At 71.7% G+C, this 19,837-nt stretch carries 16 protein-coding genes and 1 pseudogene; 13 read left to right on the forward strand and 4 right to left on the reverse strand.

The genetic code is table 11. The annotated features are described in order from the left end of the window. Window positions 1-207 precede the first annotated feature (207 nt). The 6 genes from ABC795_RS01335 (at window position 208) to ABC795_RS01360 (ending at window position 6,021) form a co-directional block, all read left to right on the forward strand. On the forward strand, window positions 208-1,728 hold the full coding sequence (locus ABC795_RS01335) for a sugar transferase (protein WP_347059014.1): 1,521 nt from the start codon (window positions 208-210) through the stop codon (window positions 1,726-1,728). Window positions 1,729-1,815: 87 nt separating this feature from the next. Next, complete coding sequence (locus ABC795_RS01340) at window positions 1,816-2,040, forward strand: hypothetical protein (RefSeq protein WP_347059015.1); 225 nt, start codon at window positions 1,816-1,818, stop codon at window positions 2,038-2,040. 159 nt (window positions 2,041-2,199) lie between these two features. Continuing rightward, the gene (locus ABC795_RS01345) at window positions 2,200-3,132 is read left to right on the forward strand and encodes a hypothetical protein (RefSeq protein WP_347059016.1); all 933 of its coding nucleotides are present in this window, start codon (window positions 2,200-2,202) and stop codon (window positions 3,130-3,132) included. Between the two features lie 91 nt (window positions 3,133-3,223). Further along, the gene (rfbB, locus tag ABC795_RS01350) at window positions 3,224-4,219 is read left to right on the forward strand and encodes a dTDP-glucose 4,6-dehydratase (protein ID WP_347059017.1); all 996 of its coding nucleotides are present in this window, start codon (window positions 3,224-3,226) and stop codon (window positions 4,217-4,219) included. After that, the gene (locus tag ABC795_RS01355; protein WP_347059018.1) at window positions 4,216-5,061 is read left to right on the forward strand and encodes an NAD(P)-dependent oxidoreductase; all 846 of its coding nucleotides are present in this window, start codon (window positions 4,216-4,218) and stop codon (window positions 5,059-5,061) included. Before rfbB ends, ABC795_RS01355 begins: the two co-directional genes overlap by 4 nt. Before the next feature lie 75 nt (window positions 5,062-5,136). Beyond that, entirely contained in the window at window positions 5,137-6,021 is an 885-nt protein-coding gene (locus ABC795_RS01360; RefSeq protein WP_347059019.1) for a hypothetical protein, read from the forward strand. 941 nt (window positions 6,022-6,962) lie between these two features. Here the strand turns inward: ABC795_RS01360 and ABC795_RS01365 are convergent. Beyond that, window positions 6,963-7,748 carry a hypothetical protein gene (locus ABC795_RS01365; protein WP_347059020.1) on the reverse strand — a complete coding sequence of 262 codons (786 nt, stop codon included), beginning with the start codon at window positions 7,746-7,748 and terminating at the stop codon, window positions 6,963-6,965. A 315-nt stretch (window positions 7,749-8,063) separates the two neighbouring features. Then, the gene (locus ABC795_RS01370) at window positions 8,064-8,294 is read right to left on the reverse strand and encodes a hypothetical protein (protein WP_347059021.1); all 231 of its coding nucleotides are present in this window, start codon (window positions 8,292-8,294) and stop codon (window positions 8,064-8,066) included. Window positions 8,295-9,194: 900 nt separating this feature from the next. On the opposite strand from ABC795_RS01370, the gene ABC795_RS01375 reads away from it, so the two are divergent. Continuing rightward, complete coding sequence (locus tag ABC795_RS01375; protein WP_347059022.1) at window positions 9,195-10,247, forward strand: alpha-hydroxy acid oxidase; 1,053 nt, start codon at window positions 9,195-9,197, stop codon at window positions 10,245-10,247. 156 nt (window positions 10,248-10,403) lie between these two features. After that, window positions 10,404-11,400: pseudogene (locus ABC795_RS01380) on the forward strand (IS481 family transposase). A 1-nt stretch (window position 11,401) separates the two neighbouring features. Here the strand turns inward: ABC795_RS01380 and ABC795_RS01385 are convergent. Beyond that, window positions 11,402-12,397, reverse strand: coding sequence for a glycosyltransferase (locus tag ABC795_RS01385; RefSeq protein ID WP_347059023.1), 996 nt, complete (start codon window positions 12,395-12,397; stop codon window positions 11,402-11,404). A gap of 462 nt (window positions 12,398-12,859) precedes the next feature. On the opposite strand from ABC795_RS01385, the gene ABC795_RS01390 reads away from it, so the two are divergent. The 5 genes from ABC795_RS01390 to ABC795_RS01410 all read left to right on the forward strand — a co-directional run bounded on the left by ABC795_RS01390 (window position 12,860) and on the right by ABC795_RS01410 (window position 18,371). Then, window positions 12,860-14,395: an exopolysaccharide biosynthesis polyprenyl glycosylphosphotransferase gene (locus ABC795_RS01390; RefSeq protein WP_347059024.1), complete on the forward strand. Its 1,536-nt coding sequence runs from the start codon at window positions 12,860-12,862 to the stop codon at window positions 14,393-14,395. An 85-nt stretch (window positions 14,396-14,480) separates the two neighbouring features. Then, on the forward strand, window positions 14,481-15,296 hold the full coding sequence (locus tag ABC795_RS01395; protein WP_347059025.1) for a glucose-1-phosphate cytidylyltransferase: 816 nt from the start codon (window positions 14,481-14,483) through the stop codon (window positions 15,294-15,296). Between the two features lie 149 nt (window positions 15,297-15,445). Beyond that, window positions 15,446-16,480 (forward strand): SDR family oxidoreductase, encoded by a 1,035-nt coding sequence (locus ABC795_RS01400; protein WP_347059026.1) that lies wholly within the window; start codon window positions 15,446-15,448, stop codon window positions 16,478-16,480. Beyond that, the gene (locus ABC795_RS01405) at window positions 16,477-17,046 is read left to right on the forward strand and encodes a dTDP-4-dehydrorhamnose 3,5-epimerase family protein (protein ID WP_347059027.1); all 570 of its coding nucleotides are present in this window, start codon (window positions 16,477-16,479) and stop codon (window positions 17,044-17,046) included. Before ABC795_RS01400 ends, ABC795_RS01405 begins: the two co-directional genes overlap by 4 nt. Next, a complete protein-coding gene (locus ABC795_RS01410) occupies window positions 17,043-18,371 on the forward strand; it encodes a Gfo/Idh/MocA family oxidoreductase (protein ID WP_347059028.1) in 1,329 nt (442 codons plus the stop codon). Before ABC795_RS01405 ends, ABC795_RS01410 begins: the two co-directional genes overlap by 4 nt. 17 nt (window positions 18,372-18,388) lie before the next feature. Here ABC795_RS01410 and ABC795_RS01415 read toward each other — a convergent pair whose 3' ends face one another. After that, window positions 18,389-19,537: a glycosyltransferase gene (locus tag ABC795_RS01415; RefSeq protein ID WP_347059029.1), complete on the reverse strand. Its 1,149-nt coding sequence runs from the start codon at window positions 19,535-19,537 to the stop codon at window positions 18,389-18,391. Window positions 19,538-19,837 lie beyond the last annotated feature (300 nt).

The raw sequence follows: 19,837 nt of genomic DNA on the forward strand, positions 1-19,837 counted from the left end.
GCGCCTCGGGGGGCTCGCCAGCACGGTCGTCCCCCGATCGGGGGACCGACGTCACATTCCGTGTCGGCATCCGCGTCGGCAACGTCCGGTACCGCAAGAGGATGGCCGAGCGGCGACGGTGCGGAGCAGGGCGTCGCCGAGATCCATCTGGCCGGCGCCCGGCAGGCGGGTGTTCGTGGAGGGCGCCGACAGCGGGGGCTGGGGAACATGATCTCGACGACCGAGGACGTCGTCGGCTCTCCGCGGAGTGACGGACAGGTCCGCCCCGCCCCGTCCCCGCTGCGGCCGGTGCGCGAGCACCACGGTGCGGACCGCCGCAGGTGGCGTTCCCGGTACGTCGTCTCGGTGGTCCTGGGTGACGCCGGCTGCGCCCTGGCGGGTGGCCTCATGGGTCTGTTCGCCCGCTTCGGCGGGGACGCGGTGGCGATCTCGAGCGCCGGCCCGGAGCAGGCGGTGGCCGTCGTCGCCGCCATGCCGTTCGTGTGGGTGCTGGCCATGTTCATGGGCCGCGCCTACGAGCAGCGCTACCTGTGGGTGGGTGCGGACGAGTTCCGCCGGGTGGCGATGGCGAGCGTGGGCGTCATGGCCGCGTTCGGCACCACCAGCTGGGCGCTGAAGTGGGACGTCGCCCGCGGGTTCGTGGTGGTGGCCCTCCCGATGGCCGCGCTCCTCACCCTGTTCCAGCGCTACGCCCGCCGGCAGGCCCTGCACCGGGAGCGGGGCCGGGGCCGCTGCCAGCAGACGACGCTGGTCGTGGGGCACCGCAGTGGCGTGGCGGCCCTGCACGAGCTCGTCGACGCCAGCCGCTACCACGGCCTCCACATCGTCGGGTGCTGCCTGCCCGCCGCGGCCGGGTCCCGGGAGCAGGATTTCGACGGACTGCCGGTGCTCGGCTCGCTGGACGACGTCATCGACGTCGTCCAGCGGTACGGGATCGACACCGTGGCCGTGCTGCCCAGCCCCGAGCTGGAGGGGCCGGCGCTGCGGCGCCTGGGCTGGGACCTCGAGCAGACGGAGGCGGAGCTCCTGCTCGCCCCGGCCGTCACCGAGTTCGCCGGGCCCCGGGTGGCGATCCGGCCGGTGGCGGGCCTGCCGCTCCTGCACGTCGAACGCCCCGAGCTCACCGGCCCTCGGCGGATGGCCAAGGCCACCTTCGACGCCACGGCGGCGGCGATCGGGCTGGTGCTGCTGCTCCCCGTTCTCCTGGGCATCGCCGCGGCGGTCGGCCTGACCAGCCGGGGGCCGGTCCTCTACAAGCAGGAGCGGGTGGGCCGGGACGGTCGGATCTTCCGGATGCTGAAGTTCCGATCCATGGTGGTCGATGCCGAGCAGCGCCTCGCCGAGCTCCAGGCGAACAGCGACGGCAACGGGGTGCTGTTCAAGATGAGGGACGATCCACGGGTGACCCGGGTGGGACGCGTCCTCCGTCGCTACTCCCTCGACGAGCTGCCGCAGCTGGTCAACGTCCTGTGCGGGCAGATGTCCCTCGTCGGCCCGCGGCCACCACTGTCGCACGAGACCGACCGCTACGGCTTCGACATGCACCGCCGGTTCCTGGTGAAGCCCGGGATGACCGGGCTCTGGCAGATCAGCGGCCGGTCCGATCTCAGCTGGGACGACTCCGTGCGGATGGACGTCCGCTACGTGGAGAACTGGTCGTTCGGGATGGACCTGTTCATCCTCTGGAAGACCCTCGGTGCGGTCCGCGGCGGTTCCGGGGCGTACTGACCCGCACGGGAGCCCGACGGCGAGGCGGTGCCAGCCGTCGGCCGGACGCGCGTTTCAGACAACCGCGCATCGGGGGAGTGTCCGTCGGTGTTGTGGGCGCTCGGCGGACTGGTGGTCTGGGTGACGGTGGCGGCCGTGTTGGCGCTGGCCATCGGCCGGGCCGTGGACCTCGCGGACCAGCGGTCGGTGCGCACCCACGTCTGGCTGGACGCCCCGGGCGCGGATCCGGCCGTGCTCCGGGTACCGGTATCCGCCGCTCCTCCGGCCCGCCCTGACTGGCCGGTGCAGATGCCGCAGCCACGGTCGGGCTGACCGCGTCTGTCACCCCCCGCCACCTGGGCCCTGCCGCCACGAGCGACGCAGTGGATCGTGCTCGGTCGTCGGACGGCTGCGACGTCGCTAGCATCCCCGTGCCGGGAAATCGCCGCTCCACCGCTCAAGATTCCACACGGCCGTCCCGATGGACAGAAGGTGTGGTGGCTCTCGGTGCTGGCCGGACTGGTCGCGTGGCTGGTCCTCGCGTCGGTGCTGGCGGTGCTGATCGGCCGCGGGATCCGGTTGGCCGATGTGTCCGCCGCCCGGTCGCGGCACCGCACGAACGCGATGCCGGAGGCCGCTGCTGCGCGGGCCGCCGGGCCTGACCAGGCTCCGCCGCTCCACCGGGCGGGCAGGCGGCTGCGTCGCCGGCCGGTTCCCTTGCCGCGACTGGGCATCGCCCTGATGGCCGTCGCGGTGCTCCTGGAGACCACCGGCTACGTGCTGGAACTCGCCGGCGACGCCGGCGCCGTGGCGCAGCTGTTCTCCATGGACGATCGCTACTCGCTGCCGCGGCTCTACATCGCCGGGTTGTTCGCCGTGGCCGCCGTCGTGGCGTGGGCGGGGGCCGGGCGCATCCCCGGCCGGCGCACCTGGTGGCTGGCGGTCGGGCTTGTCGCTGCCGGGATGGCCACGGTCAAGGCCGGCAGCAACGTGCACAAGCGGGTGGTCGTCGGCCTCACCGACGCCGTCGGCGTTGGCGTGGCCACGGCGATGAGCGCGGTCGCGGCCGGGGTCGTCGTCGGCGGCCTCTGGTGGCTCAGCCGGCACGAACGCCGTGACCGCCGCCGGATCCTGACCGTGCTGGCCTGCTACGCGGTCGCGTCGGTCGGCCTCTCGGCCGTCTCCTACGTGACGGCCGGCGCGTTCGGCGTCGCCAGCCGGTGGACCTACGCCGCCACGTTCGTCGAGGAATCAGGCGAGGCGCTGGCCGGGGTGGCGTTCCTCGTCGCCGTGCTCATCGGTGTGGCGCCGCGCCTGGCGCTGCCGGCCGAGTGGGCGCTCCGCCGGGCCGCGGACGCGCACGCCCTCGACCTCCCCGAGCAGCTGCCCGGCACGGTCCCGGAGCCCGGCGCTGCACGGAGCTGACGGCGCTGGGCGAGCCCCGGCTACTACGGTGACCGGACAGGCTCGCCCGCAGTCGGGCGGGTGGCGCACCGGCGGGAGGGGTCAGCGGACGATGCGCATGCTCGTCACCGGCGGCGCGGGCTTCATCGGCGCGAACTTCGTGCACCAGACGCTGCGCGACCACCCGGAGTTCGAGGTCGTCGTCCTCGACGCGCTCACCTACGCGGGCAACGAGGCGTCGCTGGCCGCCGTCCGCGACGACATCGAGTTCGTGCACGGCTCGGTCGCCGACGCCGAGCTGGTCGACCGGCTGGTGGGCCGCTGCGACGTCGTCGTCCACTTCGCCGCCGAGAGCCACAACGACAACTCGTTGCGCGACCCGTCGCCGTTCCTGCAGACGAACATCGTCGGCACGTTCACGCTGCTGGAGGCGGTGCGCACGCACGGAATCCGCTACCACCACATCTCCACCGACGAGGTCTACGGCGACCTCGCACTCGACGACCCGGCGAGGTTCACCCCCGAGACGCCGTACAACCCCTCCAGCCCGTACTCCTCGACCAAGGCGGGCTCGGATCTGCTGGTACGCGCGTGGGTGCGCTCGTTCGGCATCTCCGCCACCATCTCGAACTGCTCGAACAACTACGGGCCCTACCAGCACGTGGAGAAGTTCATCCCGCGGCAGATCACCAACGTGCTGTCGGGCCGGCGCCCCAAGCTGTACGGGGCGGGGGAGAACGTGCGCGACTGGATCCACGTCGACGACCACAACTCCGCGGTGCACGCGATCCTCGACCGCGGCCGCTCGGGGGAGACCTACCTCATCGGCGCGGACGGGGAGAGGAGCAACCGCGAGGTGCTCGGGCTCATCCTCGAGCTGACCGGCCAGCCGGCCGACGCCTTCGACTCGGTGACCGACCGCGCCGGGCACGACCTGCGCTACGCCATCGACGCCACCAAGCTGCGCACGGAGCTCGGCTGGACCCCCCGCTACACCGACCTCCGCGACGGCCTGGCGGCCACCATCGAGTGGTACCGCGCCAACGGGGGCTGGTGGCGCCCGCAGAAGGAGCAGGTCGAGGCCGGCTACGCCGCCCGCGGGCAGTGAACGCCGTCATCGTCGGCGCGGGCGGCCAGCTCGGCCGGGCGTTGCGCCGCGAGTTCCCCGACGCCGTGGCCCTCGACCGGTCCGCGCTCGACGTCACCGACGACGCCGCCGTGCGCGCCTTCGACTGGACCGGGGTCGACATCGTCCTCAACGCCGCCGCGTGGACGGCGGTCGACGCCGCGGAGGACCCGGCGAACCTGGCGGCGGTCCGTGCCGCGAACGTCGACGCCGTCGGGTACCTGGCCGAGGCGGCCGACCGGCACGGATGCGCACTCGTGCACGTCTCCAGCGAGTACGTGTTCGACGGCCGGCACGCCGGCCCCATCCCCGAGGACCTGCCGCCCTCGCCGCTGAGCGTCTACGGGCGCAGCAAGGCCGACGGCGACACCTGCGCCACCGCCATCGAGCGGCACTGGCTGGTGCGCACCACCTGGGTGGTGGGGGAGGGGAGCAACTTCGTGCGCACGATGGCCGGCCTGGCCGACCGGGGCGCCTCGCCCTCGGTCGTCGACGACCAGATCGGCCGGCTCACCGACGCCGGCGACCTCGCGGCCGGCATCCGCCACCTCGTGCAGACCGGCGCCCCGCACGGCACCTACAACCTGACCGGCGACGGCGACCCGGCCTCCTGGGCCGACGTCGCCGAGATGGTCTTCACCGCCCGCGGCCGCTCCGCCGGTGACGTCAGCCGCGTCAGCACCGCCGAGTACTTCGCCGGGAAGGCGGGCATCGCGCCACGTCCGCTCAACAGCGTGCTGGACCTGTCGAAGATCCAGGCGGCCGGCTACCGGCCGAAGGACTGGCGGGACGGTCTCCGGGAGCTGCTCCGGCGGCTCAGCTGACCCGGCCGCCCCAGGGGAACCGTCACCGGGCTCGGGCCGGTCAAGGTCCGGGCCCGGCTCGCCGATGATCATCCCGTGGAGTGGGTGTGGGTCGTCGGTGGACTTGTCGTGTGGATGGTGCTCGCCGCGGTCGTCGGGGTGGCGGTCGGCCAGACCATCCGTGCCGCCGACCGGGTACGGCCGGGAAGCCGGGACGTGCTGACCGGACCCCAGGGAGCCAGCCCGGCACCTCGTGCACGGCGGCGTGCCGTTCCGCTGCCTCCCGCCGGGGTGGCTCTCGCCGCTCTCGCCGTGGCGCTCCCGACGACCGCGTTCGTCCTCGAACGACGAGGCAGCTCCGGTGCCGCCGCCCGGCTGCTGTCGATGGACGGCCCGGTCTCGGTGGCTGATGTGTTCACCGCCGGCCTCTTCGCCGTCGCCGCGCTGGCCGCGATCCTCGCCGCTGGCCGGCTCCCCGGTCGGCGCACGTGGTGGTCGGCCGTCTCGGTCGTCGCCGCCGGGATCGCCGTGACGAAGGCGGACGGCACCCTGCACACCGACGCCATGGCCGGCGTCGGAACAGCGATCGGCACCGGCGCGGGAGTGGGAGTGGGTTCGGGGGCCGCGCTGGTCGTCATCGCGGGGTTGTGGTTCCTCAGCCGCCACGAGCGACGTGACCGTCGCCGAGTCCTGGGAACCCTGACCCTCTACGCGGCGGCATCCGTGGGACTGTCCGCGGTGACCTGGCTGGTCGAGCGGGCGTACGGCGTGGCCAGCACGCTGGCCGCGGCGAGCACCTACCTCGAGGCGGCCGGCGGGGCGCTTGCCGGGGTCGCCTTCCTCATGGCCGTCCTGATCGGTGTCGCGCCCCGGTTGGTGCTGCCGGCCGACTGGGTGCTGCGTCGATCCGCGGACGCACACGCCCTCGAGGCCGCCGACGTCCTGCCCGGTCGCACCGCGGGGAACCTGCACGGCGTGTGAGGCGGCGCGCCACCCGGCTCTGGGGCTGGCCGGTGCCGGTCGACCGGATTCGTTCGGCGCCTCCGAAGCGGCTTCGCCGTGGCAGTTCGCTCGACTGCCGCTATGGCGGGGGCCCGGCGACGAAGTAGGTCTCGGGCACCACGGGAATCCGCCCGTCGGGGAAGAGCGCGTCGACCTGGGTGCGGTAACCCCGTACGAGCTCGACCTTGCGGTCGATGCCGTCATCCCACGCGCAGCGCTCGAGCCGATGGCGGCGAGGAGCACCGGATCGGCCGCCCCGCTGAGGTCGTAGGGGAAGTCGGAGTAGTAGACGACCGGCTTCTCCTGGCGGACACCGAGTTCGCGCGTGAGGAGGTGGTCGACGTGCCGGCCCACGCCGACCGGCGGCAGGACGAGTTGGGGGTCGTGCGCCTCGACCACGCGGGCGAGTCGGCTGGTGAGTTCATCGAGGAGCCGCTGATCCCCGCGGGCGATCCGTCCCCGGGCGATGTCGAAACGGTACGTCGGGTACCGGTGCGCCAGCTCGGGCAACGCGCGGCCCAGCCAGGAAAGGGACCGGGGGCCTCCCGGCGGCGGAACAGCGCATCCGGCACGTCCAGGTGCAGGCGCTCGGCCCCGAGCCGGGCCAGGACCTCGGCGTCCTCCTGCTGACGGTCGGCGTAGAGGTCGGCGGTGCTGACGGCGGCGCACCGGCTCAGGAACGCCCGCGCCGCACGCGTGTGCGGGGGCGACCCCGCGGCGGAGAACACGGTGACCACCGTGACCGGCGTCCGGGGCAGCAGCGTGCTCAGGAGCCCTCCGCAGGACAGGACGGCGTCGTCGAGGTGGGGCGACAGCACGAGCACCGACCCCCCGTCCGCCGTCGCCGCGGTCAGCCGGGCAGCCAGTGGTTCGGCGGTCATCTCGTCCCCGCGTCGATGGGCTCGGCGCGCGGATCGTCGTCAGCCACGGCAGGAGCACGACGCAGCGCGCGGAGCACGACCAGGCCCGCCAGGACGACCAGGCCCGCCAGGACAACCAGCGCCGGCCACAGCGCCGGCAGCGGCCGGACGGCGACGAGGATCGCCAGCAGCACCGTCCCCGCCCCCAGTCGGGCGGCCACGACGCGCACGGATCCCGACGGAAGAAGCGGAGCGGCCGCGACGGCCATGCCGGCCGCTCCGGCCAGCGCGCTGCGCCGCAGTTCCCACCGCGACCCCGGCGACGCCCCCGGAGGCCCACCCCAGCAGCATGGCGGCCGGCAGCAGGACCGCAGCCACGACCAGGCCGAGCTGGGCTCGCCGGTAGGCACGCAGGCCCAGCAGCACCGTCGTGAGCATGGTGATCGCGGCGTAGGCGACCCCGTCCGCTGCCAGCACGGGCAGCAGCCGGACCGAGTCGGCGTAACGCTCGGGTAGCACCAGCATGATCAGCGTCGGCGGCGCGGTCGCCAGCACGGCCGCTCCGGGAAACGCGAGGGTGCCGAACGAGCGCAGCGTCGCGAGGAGGATGTCGCCCAGCCGGGCGCTGTGGCTGCGCAGCAAGGGGAAGGCGACCACCGCGGCGCCGGCCGCGACGTACACCGGGCCCTTGGCCAGCGTCGACAGCGCCTGGAAGCCCGCGGCCTCGACCGGCACGGCGTCCAGCACGGTGACCAGCACGACGTCGGCACCGACGAGGACCGAGGCGATCAACTGTGCCAGTGCGATGTCGCCGGTCTCGGCCCACCGCTGGCGTTCCTTCAGCACCCGGGCCGCCAGACCAGGTCGTGAGCATGGCGCGCGGCGCGGTGAGCAGCACGACCGCCACGCCCAGGGGGAATCCCAGGAGTGCACCGCCTGCGCGCCAGCCCAGCAAGACGATCCCGGCGCTGAAGGCCACCCGGGCGGCGACCTCCGCCACCGTCATGATCGCGTAGCGGGTGAACCGCAGCTCCCCGTGCAGCCAGGCCCACACGTGGCTGCACGCGAAGAGCGTGAAGGCGGCGACGGCGACGGCGGTGGCCACCGAGGGCGGGGCGAAGCTCGTGGTGATCGCCGCGGCGAGCGTGCCCACGAGTCCCGCTACGAGCAGGCGAATGCCAATCCGCGTCGGCGCGCCTCGGAGCCCGGCGGGTTGCTCCGCACGGCGTGCGTGAGGGGCATCGGGATCAGTGCGGCAGCGAACGTGTCGATCATCCCGAGCAGCATGGCCGCCGCGACGTATCTGCTGTAGTCCGCCACCGCATCCTCATCGGGGGTGGAGTTGCCCGGGTCGACGGGGGCGATCGAGGCGCTCGGGGCGACTGCGTTCACCTTGGACGTGGTGGTGCTGTCCGGGGTGGTGGTGCTGTCCGGGGTGGTGGTGCTGTCGTCCGGGGTGCTGGTGTCGTCCGGGGTGGTGCTGTCGGAAGTGACCTCGTCCCCGGAGATGTCGTTCCCCCCGGTGGGCGACCCGCCGGTGGGGGGAGTGACATCCGGGCAAGTGGCGGTCCCGGCTCGCCAGGCGTCCGTTCTTGCTGATCCTTGGCCGGCGCCGTCGCAGGTCGGAGCCCGTCCTCATCGGGTGGTACATCGGAGGTCGGGGGGGCCTCGGAGACCGGGGCGGTCGGCGGGCACCGACACCAGGGAGCCTGCTTCCGGACCCGCCACGGGAGGGGCGTCGCCCGGAACCTGGACCGGTGGGGCATCGACCGGGGGGTCGGCAGGCGAGCCATCGACCGTCGTTGCGGACGAGACGCCGCCGCCCCCACTGCCAGGATCGGCCGCCGGGTCCAAGCCATCTCCCGGAAGCCCTGTCGGCGGTGCGGTGACCGGCAAGGATGTCAGGTCGATCCCTCGAGCGCGCTCGTGGTGGACCGGGTCGGCGCCTGCCACCGCCGGCGCCTGCCCGGGTGACTTCTCACTCAGAGACCCTTGCGGTCCGGCTGCCCCGGGGACGGCTTGCGCCGGACCTGACAGGGCTATCAGCAGCGGGAGCGCGGCCCCGAGCAGGAGCGCACCCATGAGGATCGTGCGCGGCCAAGGACCTCCAGGGAGGAGGACGCCGTCGGACGGGACTGCGTCGACGAAACGCGGCCGTTACGTTGCCGGCCTCGGGGCGAGCGCGACCCCGGCTGCGCAGGCGCAGTGCCTGCCATCCGTCGGGCCCGTAGTCTTCCTGCGGATGTGCGACCGCCGGCGGAGAGGAGACGGGGCGCTGCCCCGGTTGCGAGGATGCTGCCTGCCCTGACCCAGTTCGAGGCCACCGCCCGTGAACGTCTCGAGCCGGCGGTCTGGGAGTACTACCGGTCAGGTGGGGGGCAGGAATTGACGGTCGGCGAGGCGGAGGCCGCCTGGTGCCGCTACCGTCTCCGGCCGCGCGTCCTCCGGGACGTCTCCGAGGTCGATCTGAGAACCACCCTGCTGGGCGTCACGGTCGACAGTCCGTTCGTCGTCGCTCCCATGGCTTTCCACGCGTTGGCCCATCCGGACGGTGAATGCGCCACGATGACCGGGACCGGCAGAGCGGGCGCGCTCGGCGTGGTGTCGACGCGTGCCTCGCGAACGCTCGAGGACGTAGGCGTCAGCGCAACGGGGCCCTGGTGGTTCCAGGCCTACCTGATGCGTGACCGAGGGCTCACCGAGGCGCTTGTGCAACGTGCCGCCGTCGCCGGGGCCCGGGCCATCGTGCTCACCGTGGATACCCCCTACGTCGGACGGAAGTCGCGCGTGGACGGCGTCCGCATCTCGGTGCCCGACGACCTCTTCCTCGTGAACCTGGCACAGCACCTCGTCCCCGGGTCGATCGGCCGAGAGGCCGCGGAACAGGACCCGTCGATGACGTCGGAGGTCATCAGCCGACTGGCCGAGGTCTGCGGTCTGCCGGTGGTGGTGAAGGGCGTCCTCCGCGGCGACGAGGCCGCCAAGTGCGTCGATGCCGGGGCAGCCGCCGTGATCGTGTCCAACCATGGGGGCCGGCAACTGGACCGGGCGGTGCCTACGGCGCTCGCGCTGCCGGAGGTCGTCGACGCCGTCGCCGGCCGCGTCCCGGTACTGGTAGACGGCGGTATCCGCAGCGGGCTGGACGCCCTCGTGGCACTGGCCCTCGGAGCGAGCGCCGTGCTGATCGGCCGGCCGGTCCTGTGGGCCCTGGGAGCGGGTGGCGCTGATGCCGTGGAAGACGCGCTTCGCACGCTGACCGCGGACCTGGCACACGTGCTCGCGCTGTCCGGCGCCCCACGGCTCGGGGATCTCGACCGGAGCATGGTGACCGCGTGGCGGGAGTGATCCACTCTCCCGCGCCGGGGGCGGTGATCGGCTAGCTGTACTGCCCGGACAGGCTGGTGCACCGGCGTTGTGAGCGGTCGGTCTTGATGTGAGGAGGGACCTCCGGGTTCGGTGTGGGAGCCGCCAAGCACCCAACCAGATCCCAGGAGGTCCCTCGTGCTCCACCGTAATGCGCCGCTGACCGAGACCGGCCGCCCTCGGCTGGCCCGCTGCATCGTCGAGCAGGGCTGGCCGATCGCCCGGGCCGCCGAGCGATTCCAGGTGTCCCGCCCGACGGCCACTCGGTGGGCCGAGCGCTACCGCGAGCAGGGAGCTGCGGGCATGGCCGATCGCTTATCCGGCTGCACCGCTCGCCTCGGCGGACGCCACAGCCAACGGTGCGCAAGATCGTGCACCTGCGCTGGAAACAGCGACTGGGCCCGGTAGCGATCGCCGGCCGCGTCGGCTGCGCGCCCTCCACCGTGCACCGGGTCCTGGTGCGCTGCCGGATCAACCGGCTCTGGCACGTCGACCGCGTCACCGGCGAACCGGTCCGCCGCTATGAGATGACCCGCCCTGGCGAGCTGGTGCACGTCGACATCAAGAAGCTGGGCAACATCCCCGATGGTGGCGGCTGGAGCATCCACGGCAAGGCCCAGGGCATCGCGAACCGCCAGGCGCACCGGGACCCGACCCGGCCGCGCAAGGTGCACGGACGACCCAACCTGGGCTATTGCTACGTGCATCGGCTGTCGACGGGTTCAGCCGACTGGCCTACTCCGAGGCCCTCAACGATGAATCGGCCGCTACCGCACTGGCCTTCTGGTCCCGCGCGCGGACCTTCTTCGCCGGCCACGGGATCACCATCGACCGGGCGCTCAGCGACAACGGCAGCGCCTACCGCTCCCACGCCTGGCGCGACGAGCACGCCCGGCTTGGCATCCGGCACTCCCGCACCCGCGTGCGTCGTCCGCGCACCAACGGCAAGGTCGAACGGCTCAACCGAACCCTGCTCGAGGAGTGGGCCTACGAGCGGCTCTACGCCTCGGAGAAGGCACGTCGGGCGGCCCTGTCAGGCTGGCTGCACCACTACAACAACCACCACCCTCACACCGCCCTGGGCTACCTCCCACCGATCACCCGCTGCACCAACGTCTCCGGTCAGTACAGCTAGCTCACTCGGTTGTGTCGCCGCCGTCAGCCGTCTGCGCCGGCCGAGTGACGGCCTGCCGGAGGACGCCCGCCACGCCCTTCCAGAAGCCCAGTCCCCACGCTACCTGCATGGCCGTCAATGCCACAGGTATGACTCGACGGTCGGCTCCCGGGGGGGCCTGCCGGGCAATGGCGGCAGACGCTGCTGCGACGGCTGCCACGTAGGGCGCCACGGCCGCGGCGCCGAGGCGCGGTCGCCGCGACGAAATGCCGGCGGCTGCGGCGAGCCAGGCGACCAACGCAGGTGGCGCCAGGTGGCGCAGTCGGACTCCGTCGGGGTGCCGCAACGCCACAGCCGGTTTCCCGGCCCCGTAGCGTCGGTACTGCCGGAAGAGGTCGCCGACGCGTTCGCGCACGTTCCAGTCGATCGACAGCTGGGGGTCGAACAGGAGGTCCCCACGGCTGCGCAACCGCTGATCGAACTCAAAATCCTCGTTGTTCAGGATCGTCTCGTCCCATCCGCCGAGCTCGCGCACCAGCGCGGTGGGGTAGGCCCCGAAGGGGATGTGGTCGACCACCGTCTCCGCCGTCCCCCAGTGGTAGACGGAACCGCCGACGGCAAGACGTGAGTTGAGCACCGTGGCGATGGCCTGGCCGACCGGAGAGCGCCCGACAGCGGTTTTGCGCCCGCCTACCCCCACCCAGCGGCCCTCCGAAAGCCGGGCCGCCGCCCGTGCGACGTACCCCGCGGGGATGGTCGAGTGAGCGTCGACGCGCACGAGCCACTTTCCCCGGGCCGCGCCGAGGGCGGCATTGAGGCTCGCGGGGATGGACGGGACGGGGTTGCTGAGCACGGAGAGCCGGGGCTCGGCGGCGGCTCGAGCCTCGAGCCGCTCGGACGTGCCGTCGGTCGACCCGTTGTCCACGACCACCACCTCGAGGGAGACTCCCTCCTGCGCGAAGATCGAATCGAGGCAGGCGTCGATGGTCGAGATCTCGTTCCTCGCCGGCACGATCACGCTGACCTGCGGTACGTCCGCCGCGCTCCCTGGGCTCACCGGGACTGCGTCCGGGACCATGCTCGGTGACGGCACCGCTACCTACCTCCTGCGCTGGCAAGCCGGTCGGGGACAGGCTTCTTCGATGATCTGCCATGGAGCCCGGCGACCCTGATTCTCAGTAGGACCGCGAACGATACCGACACGTAGCCGGGCGTCGGCCGTGAAGCCACCACCACGCGGGTGGGTAGGAGGGACGTCCGTGGCGGTGGCACGAGCCGATGGCCACAGAGGCTCAATGCGGTCACCGCTTGTGACGAAACACCGCCCTCGCGTCTTGTCGAGGGGTCCCCTCGCATGAGCATCGTCACAGTCCGCGGTTCGACCGTCGGCAACCGTTACCGTCCGGACGCGGGAGTCGGGGGGCACCGGAACTGCGCACGGCGCGGAGGCCCTGCGTTGGAGAGGAGTCTGTGACAGAACGTGACCAGTCCGCTGCAGCAGTTCGAATCGAATCACGTCGTCGACCTCCACTACACCCAGGCCCCATCGGACGCCTCGGTCACCTCGCCCGTGACGGCCTCGGAAGCATCCGGGAGCGTGGGTGTCCAGCCGGTCCGTGACGACGACCCGGCCGGTCCCTGGGCTCTGACCTCCCGGTTCGGGATCCGCCCGCTGCTCATCGCGCTGGACCTCCTCGCGGGGGCCATAGGAGTTCTCGCGCTCGAGTGGGTGGGCAGGCAGGTAGGGGACGACTCCCCGTCGCGGAAGACGGCCGCCTTCGCGCTGATCTTTCTGCTCGCCATGGCACAGGCAGGTCTGTACCGGTCCCGGCTGGCCCTGTCCGTCCTCGACGACCTACCTGCGCTCGCCGGCAGATGGCTGGTCGCAGCCGCGATCGCCGTCCTCGGGCAGATGATGTGGTCCAGGGCTCTGTGGGAGGACTACATCATCAACTGGCGCTTCCTCTGGGGCGCCATGACCATCGGACTCCTCACCGCTCTGCTCCGCGTCGTGGGCTATGCCGCCATTCGCCGGATCCGCTCGCGGCGGCTGGTGTCCCATCGCACGCTCATCATCGGCGCGGGACGCGTCGGGCACCAGGTCGCCGACATCCTCCGCGAGCACCCCGAGTACGGCCTGCACCCGGTCGGCTTTCTCGACGGAAACCCACGCATTCCGGCCGATCCGTCGCAGCTGCCGGTCATGGGCGGGCCGGAAGCGCTGACGGACGCGCTGCGGGACGGGCGGGTGCACAACGTCGTCGTGGCCTTCTCCTCCATGCGTGAGTCGGAGATGGTCGGGCTGATCCGGACCTGTGACCGGTACCGCTGTGAACTGTTCGTCGTCCCCCGGCTCTTCGAGCTGCACCACGTCGACGACGACATGGACACCGCCTGGGGGCTGCCGCTCGTGCGCCTGCGGCGGTCGACCTATCGGAGTCGCGCCTGGCGGATGAAGCGCCTGTTCGACGTGTGCTTCGCCGGAGCGCTCCTCCTGGCGCTGGCGCCCCTCATGGCCGTCCTCGCTCTGGCGGTCCGCCTGGACAGCGGGCCGGGCGTGCTGTTCCGCCAGGAGCGGGTGGGCGTCGACGGTCGCACCTTCGAGGTCCTGAAGTTCCGGACGCTGCGCCCGGCCGGGACGGAGGCGGCCACCACCTGGAACATCGCGGAGGACCCGCGGCTGACGAGGGTCGGTCGGCTGCTGCGCCAGACCTCCCTGGACGAGTTGCCCCAGCTGCTGAACATCCTCCGCGGGGACATGAGCGTCGTGGGTCCCCGACCCGAACGGCCGCACTTCGTGAACGAGTTCCGGAACGCCTACCCCAGCTACGAAGCCCGGCACCGCGTGCCGTCCGGGCTGACCGGCTGGGCCCAGGTGCACGGCCTCCGCGGGAACACGTCGATCGCCGACCGGGCTCGCTTCGACAACTACTACATCGAGAACTGGTCGCTGTGGCTTGACACGAAGATCATTCTCCGTACCGTCAGCTCGGTCCTGCGGGGCGCCGGCGGCTGATCGGGGGAGCCCGATGGTCCGCGCCCGAAGCGTCGTCAGCCGGTCGATCCGCTGCCCGGATCGCCACCGAAGGAGGGAGTAGTTGATGGCCGGAACCGAGGGAGCGCTGGAGACCGCCGAGATCCCCGTCGTCATCCTGTGCGGCGGCATGGGAACGCGGCTGCGGGAAGCGAGCGAGCAGTTGCCCAAGCCCCTGGTGGACATCGGCGGCCGCCCCATCCTGTGGCACATCATGAAGACCTACAGCCACTACGGGTTCCGGCGGTTCGTGCTGTGCCTGGGCTACAAGGGCGATCTGATCAAGGACTACTTCGTCGACCACCGAGCCCGGATGAACGACTTCACCCTCCGTCTCGCCGGGAACCAGGAGCTCGAGTTCCACACCGCCCTGGAGGACGAGGACTGGGAGATCACGTTCGCGGAGACCGGGCTCACGACTGCGACCGGAGCGCGGATCGCCCGGGTGGCCCAGTACCTGGACGCGCCGCGTTTCGCGCTCACCTACGGCGACGGCATCGGTGCGGTGGATCTCCCCAGCGCCCTGAAGACCCACGAGGCCAGCGGCAAGCTCGGCACCATGACCGCCGTGCACCCATCCGGTCGCTACGGCGAGATGGTCCTCGACGGTGACGACGTCACGCAGTTCAACGAGAAGCAGTCGCAGACCGGCTACGTCAACGGCGGGTTCTTCTTCTTCGAGCGTTCCTTCGTCGACGAGTACCTCGACCCCGAGAAGACCGACGAGATGCTCGAGCACGCTCCGCTCCAACGGCTCGCCCGGGACGGACAGCTGGGCGTGTTCCGCCACGAGGGCTTCTGGATGGGCATGGACACCTTCCGTGATTGGAAGGAGCTCAACGGCCTCTGGGACGACGGCCGGGCCGAGTGGAAGATCTGGTAGGAGCGACCCGTCCGAGGCGTGCGCCCGGTCGCGGTGATGCGTCAGGGACGGCCTCCGAGCGGACGGCTACGCCTCTTCCCGTTCGAGTGAACGACGTCACCTGGTGGCGGCGTCCGGACTATCGTCCGGTTCCCCCTACGACAAGGCGAGTGAACGTGCGAGTACTGGTCACCGGCACCGAGGGCTACTTGGGATGCCTCACTGCGCAGGAGCTGTTGAGGTCGGGTCACGAGGTGATCGGCGTCGACACCGGCTACTACAAGAACGGCTGGCTGTACCCGGGGCTCGAGCACGTGCCCGAGACGCTGGCCCTCGACATCCGCAAGCTCGGTCCCGAGCACCTCGACGGGGTCGAGGCGATCGTGCACATGGCCGAACTCTCCAACGACCCGATCGGTGACCTGATCGGCGACGTCACCTACGACATCAACCACCACGGGTCGGTGCACCTGGCCGAGGCAGCGAAGACGGCCGGTGTCCCGCGGTTCGTCTACATGAGCTCGTGCAGCGTGTACGGCGTCGCGGAAGGGACGGTCGACGAGAGCAGCCCGGTCTCGCCGCAGACCTCCTACGCCCGCTGCAAGGCGCTGGTCGAGAGGGACGTCTCGGCGTTGGCCACCGATGACTTCTCGCCCACGTTCCTGCGGAACGCAACCGCCTTCGGTGCCAGCCCCCGCATGCGATTCGACATCGTGCTCAACAACCTGTCCGGTCTGGCCTGGACGACGAAGAAGATCGCCATGACCAGCGACGGCTCGCCGTGGCGCCCTCTGGTGCACGCCCTCGACATCGCCAAGGCCATCCGGATGACGCTGGAGAGCCCCCGCGAGCGGGTCCACGGCCAGATCTTCAACGTGGGCAGTGAGGGGAACAACTACCGCGTCCGCGACATCGCCGAGATCGTCGCCGCGGAGTTCCCCGGCTGCGAGCTGACGTTCGGCGACCCGAGCGCCGACAACCGCAGCTACCGGGTGGCCTTCGACCTGATCCGCGACATCCTCCCCGGCTACGACACCGACTGGGACGCCAAGGCCGGCGCCGCCCAGCTGCACGCCGTCTTCCGGTCCATCGACATGGACGACGCAACCTTCACCGGCCGTGGTCACACCCGCCTCAAGCAGATCGAGTACCTGATGCGCACCGAGCAGGTCGATCCCCAGCTGTTCTGGAAGGCATCGCTGTGAAGTACACGCCGCTGGGGGTCGACGGGGCCCACGTGGTCGAGATGACCCCGTTCACCGACGAGCGCGGCGGCTTCGCCCGCTCGTTCGACAGCCTCGAGTTCGAGGCGCACGGCATGCAGGCCGAAGTGGCACAGTGCAACGTCTCGTGGAACCACCGTGCCGGCACCCTGCGCGGGATGCACCTGTCGCTGCCCGGCCACCCGGAGTCGAAGTTCATCCGGTGCACCCGCGGCGCCATCGTCGACGTCGCCGTCGACGTACGACCCGATTCCCCGACGTATCTCGAGCACGTCCAGGTGGAGCTGACGGCGGAGAACCGGCTGGGCCTCTACCTGCCGCCGCACCTGGCGCACGGCTACCAGACGCTGACCGACGACGCCGAGGTGCTGTACATGGTCAGCGTCCCCTACGCGCCAGGGGCCGAGGTCGGTTACCGCTACGACGACCCGGCATTCGGCATCGCCTGGCCTCGCGAGGTCACGGTGATCAGCGACAAGGACGCCGCGTGGCCGGCCTTCGACGCCGACGCGAACGCCACGCGCTTCCGGGCGGGGGCTCCCGCGTGATCGTCGACAGCCTGCTGCGCCAGCGGCAAACCGAGGGGCGGCCGGTCCGCCTCGGTCTGGTCGGCGCCGGGTTCATGGCGAGGGGGCTGGTCAACCAGGTCGTCAACAGCACCCCGGGGGTGCAGCTGACCGTCGTCTGCAACCGGACGCCGGCGAAGGCCCAGGCCATCGTCGCGGAGGCAGGGGCAACCCCGGTAGCGGCCGAATCCGCGGCCGACGTCGTCCGCATCGCCGGTAGCGGCGATGTCGCGATCACCGACGACATCACGCTGGTCGCCGGTAGCGACGTCGTCGACGTCGTCGTCGACGCAACTGGTGCCGTTGCGTTCGGGGCAGAGCTCGCCCTCGCTTGCTTCGCCGGCGGTAAGCACCTGGTACTGCTCAACGCCGAGGTCGACGCCACGCTCGGTCCTCTGCTCGCCACCAAGGCGGACGCGGCCGGCGTCGTCTACTCCGGCGCCGACGGCGACCAGCCGGCGGTGCAGATGAACCTCATCCGGTTCGTCCGGCAGATCGGCCTGCGGCCCCTGGTCGCCGGCAACATCAAGGGCCTGCAGGACCCGTACCGCAACCCCACCACCCAGGAGGGTTTCGCGAAGCGCTGGGGCCAGGACCCGTGGATGGTGACGAGCTTCGCCGACGGCACCAAGGTCAGCGTCGAGCAGGCGCTCGTGGCCAACGCAGCCGGTCTGACGGTGCCCAAGCGGGGTCTGTACGCCATGGACCACACCGGGCACGTCGACGAGCTGACGCAGCGCTATGACGTCGAAGAGCTGCGGGCACTGGGCGGTGTCGTGGACTACGTGGTCGGCGCCAGGCCGGGCCCGGGCGTCTACGTGATGGCCGAGCACGAGGACCCCAAGCAACGGCACTACCTGGAGCTCTACAAGCTCGGAACCGGGCCGCTCTACAGCTTCTACACGCCCTACCACCTGTGCCACTTCGAGGTGCCGATGACGGTGGCACGGGTCGCCCTGCTCGGCGATCCGGCGATCCGGCCGGCGGGAGCGCCGCAGGTGGACGTGGTGACGCTGGCCAAGACCGATCTGATCGCCGGCACGGTCCTCGACCGGCCGGGCGGTTACCACTACTACGGCGAGGCGGAGCGGGCCGACGTCACGCACGCCGACCGTCTGCTGCCGGTCGGCCTGGCCGAGGGATGCCGGGTGCTGCGAGACATCCGGAAGGACGAGGTCATCGGCTACGCCGATGTGGAGCTGCCCGAGGATCGGCTGGTCGACCGGCTCCGCGCGGAGCAGGACGAGCGGTTCTTCGGCAGCGCGGCTGCGCGCGACGCCACGGGGAACCAGGTACCCGTCGCCTGACCCGCCTCGCCCCCGCGTCAGGCCGTGTCGGTGGGCAGTTCAGCGAGGAGGGGTCGCACGGCAGCGAGCCATGAGTGGTCCTCGGCGACCGCGCGGACGCCCGCCTCGCCGAGTGCAGCGCTCCGCTCGGGGTCGGTCAGCAGTTCGGAGATCGCGGCCGCCATCCCGGCAGGGTCGTCGGCGACGACGACGCCGCGGCCGATCAGGTCCTCCAGGCCTTCGGCGCCGATCGTCGTCGCGACCACCGGCCGCGCCGCCGCAAGGGCCTCGAGGATCTTCAGTCGCGAGCCGCCACCGGCGAGCAGCGGAGCCACCGCCACGCGCGTCCGGGCGTACCAGGGCGTCAGGTCGGGGACCGTGCCGGTCACCTCGATGGTCGGACTCGCCAACGCGGTGACGGCGTCGGCGGGGTTGCGACCGACCAGCTGCAGCCGAGCCTCCGGCACGTCGGCCAGCACCCGTGGCCACACCTCGCGGGCGAACCAGACCGCGGCGTCCACGTTCGGGCCCCACGACAGCAGGGCCACGAAGCTGACGACGGGGTCGGGCGCCGGCGGCAGGGGCTCGGGTTCGTCCCAGGCGTTCGGAACCACGACCATCCGTGGGTGATCGAGGATGCCGGCCAGCGTGTCGCGGTCGACGTCACTGACCACGGCGATGACGTCCGCCGAGCCGGCGCGGCGCTCCATCGAGCGCAGCGCCCGCGCCTCGGCCGCCCAGGCCCATCGCCGGGGGCCCGACGAGGATGCGGCGATGCGGCCGGCCAGGGAGGACTCGACGTTGTGCATGTCGACGACCCGGAGCCCTGCCGTCGCCCGGCGGGCGTAGGGCAGCAGTTGCACGTGCTCGACGACGAGCACGTCCGTGCCGCCGGTCGTGGCGGCCGCCACCGTGTCCGCCAGGCGGGGATCCCAGAACCGGGCCGAGGTGATCGACCGGCCGCGGAGCAGTCCCTGCAGCAGGGTGGCCGGCCGACGACGCATCGGCACGCTGCGCACGTCGATGCCCTCCGCGCGCAGGGGGCCGGCGTCGTCGTCGGGCCCTTCGAAGGCGCAGAGGGTCACGTCGCCCTGCCGGCGCAGCGCTCGGAGGATGCCGAGGGTCCGGCGCTTGTCACCGCTGTTGGGCGGCCAGGGGACGAACTTCGCCACGACGACGGTACGCACGATCGGGGACCTCCGGGCGGGACGGGTGATCCACAACCTATCGGCTGCCTGTGACTGGAGTGGCGGGTGCTTGGAGCTGGGGCACGTGGTGGAGCAGCAGCCGAACGCACGACGGATTTCGCCGAAAATACTTAGCGTGACCTAGCGACTCCGCTGTGCGTGTGCCAGCCTGACAAACGTCACAGATGTGATTCGCCGAGTCACATCAAGTAAGCGAAACAGTGCTGGAGCGTCGTGCCTTCCCACCCCCGCCCCTGGTCCCGCGCCGTGCTCGCCTCCCGGCGTGCCGCCGTCGTCCTC

The organism is Blastococcus sp. HT6-30 (assembly GCF_039729015.1).
Lineage (GTDB): Bacteria > Actinomycetota > Actinomycetes > Mycobacteriales > Geodermatophilaceae > Blastococcus.

Bases quoted from the DNA above. Each gene is read 5' to 3' on its own strand.
- ABC795_RS01335 (WP_347059014.1), top strand. From the start codon at position 208: ATGATCTCGACGACCGAGGACGTCGTCGGCTCTCCGCGGAGTGACGGA.
- rfbB (WP_347059017.1), top strand. From the start codon at position 3,224: ATGCGCATGCTCGTCACCGGCGGCGCGGGCTTCATCGGCGCGAACTTC.
- ABC795_RS01375 (WP_347059022.1), top strand. From the start codon at position 9,195: ATGCTGCCTGCCCTGACCCAGTTCGAGGCCACCGCCCGTGAACGTCTC.
- ABC795_RS01395 (WP_347059025.1), top strand. From the start codon at position 14,481: ATGGCCGGAACCGAGGGAGCGCTGGAGACCGCCGAGATCCCCGTCGTC.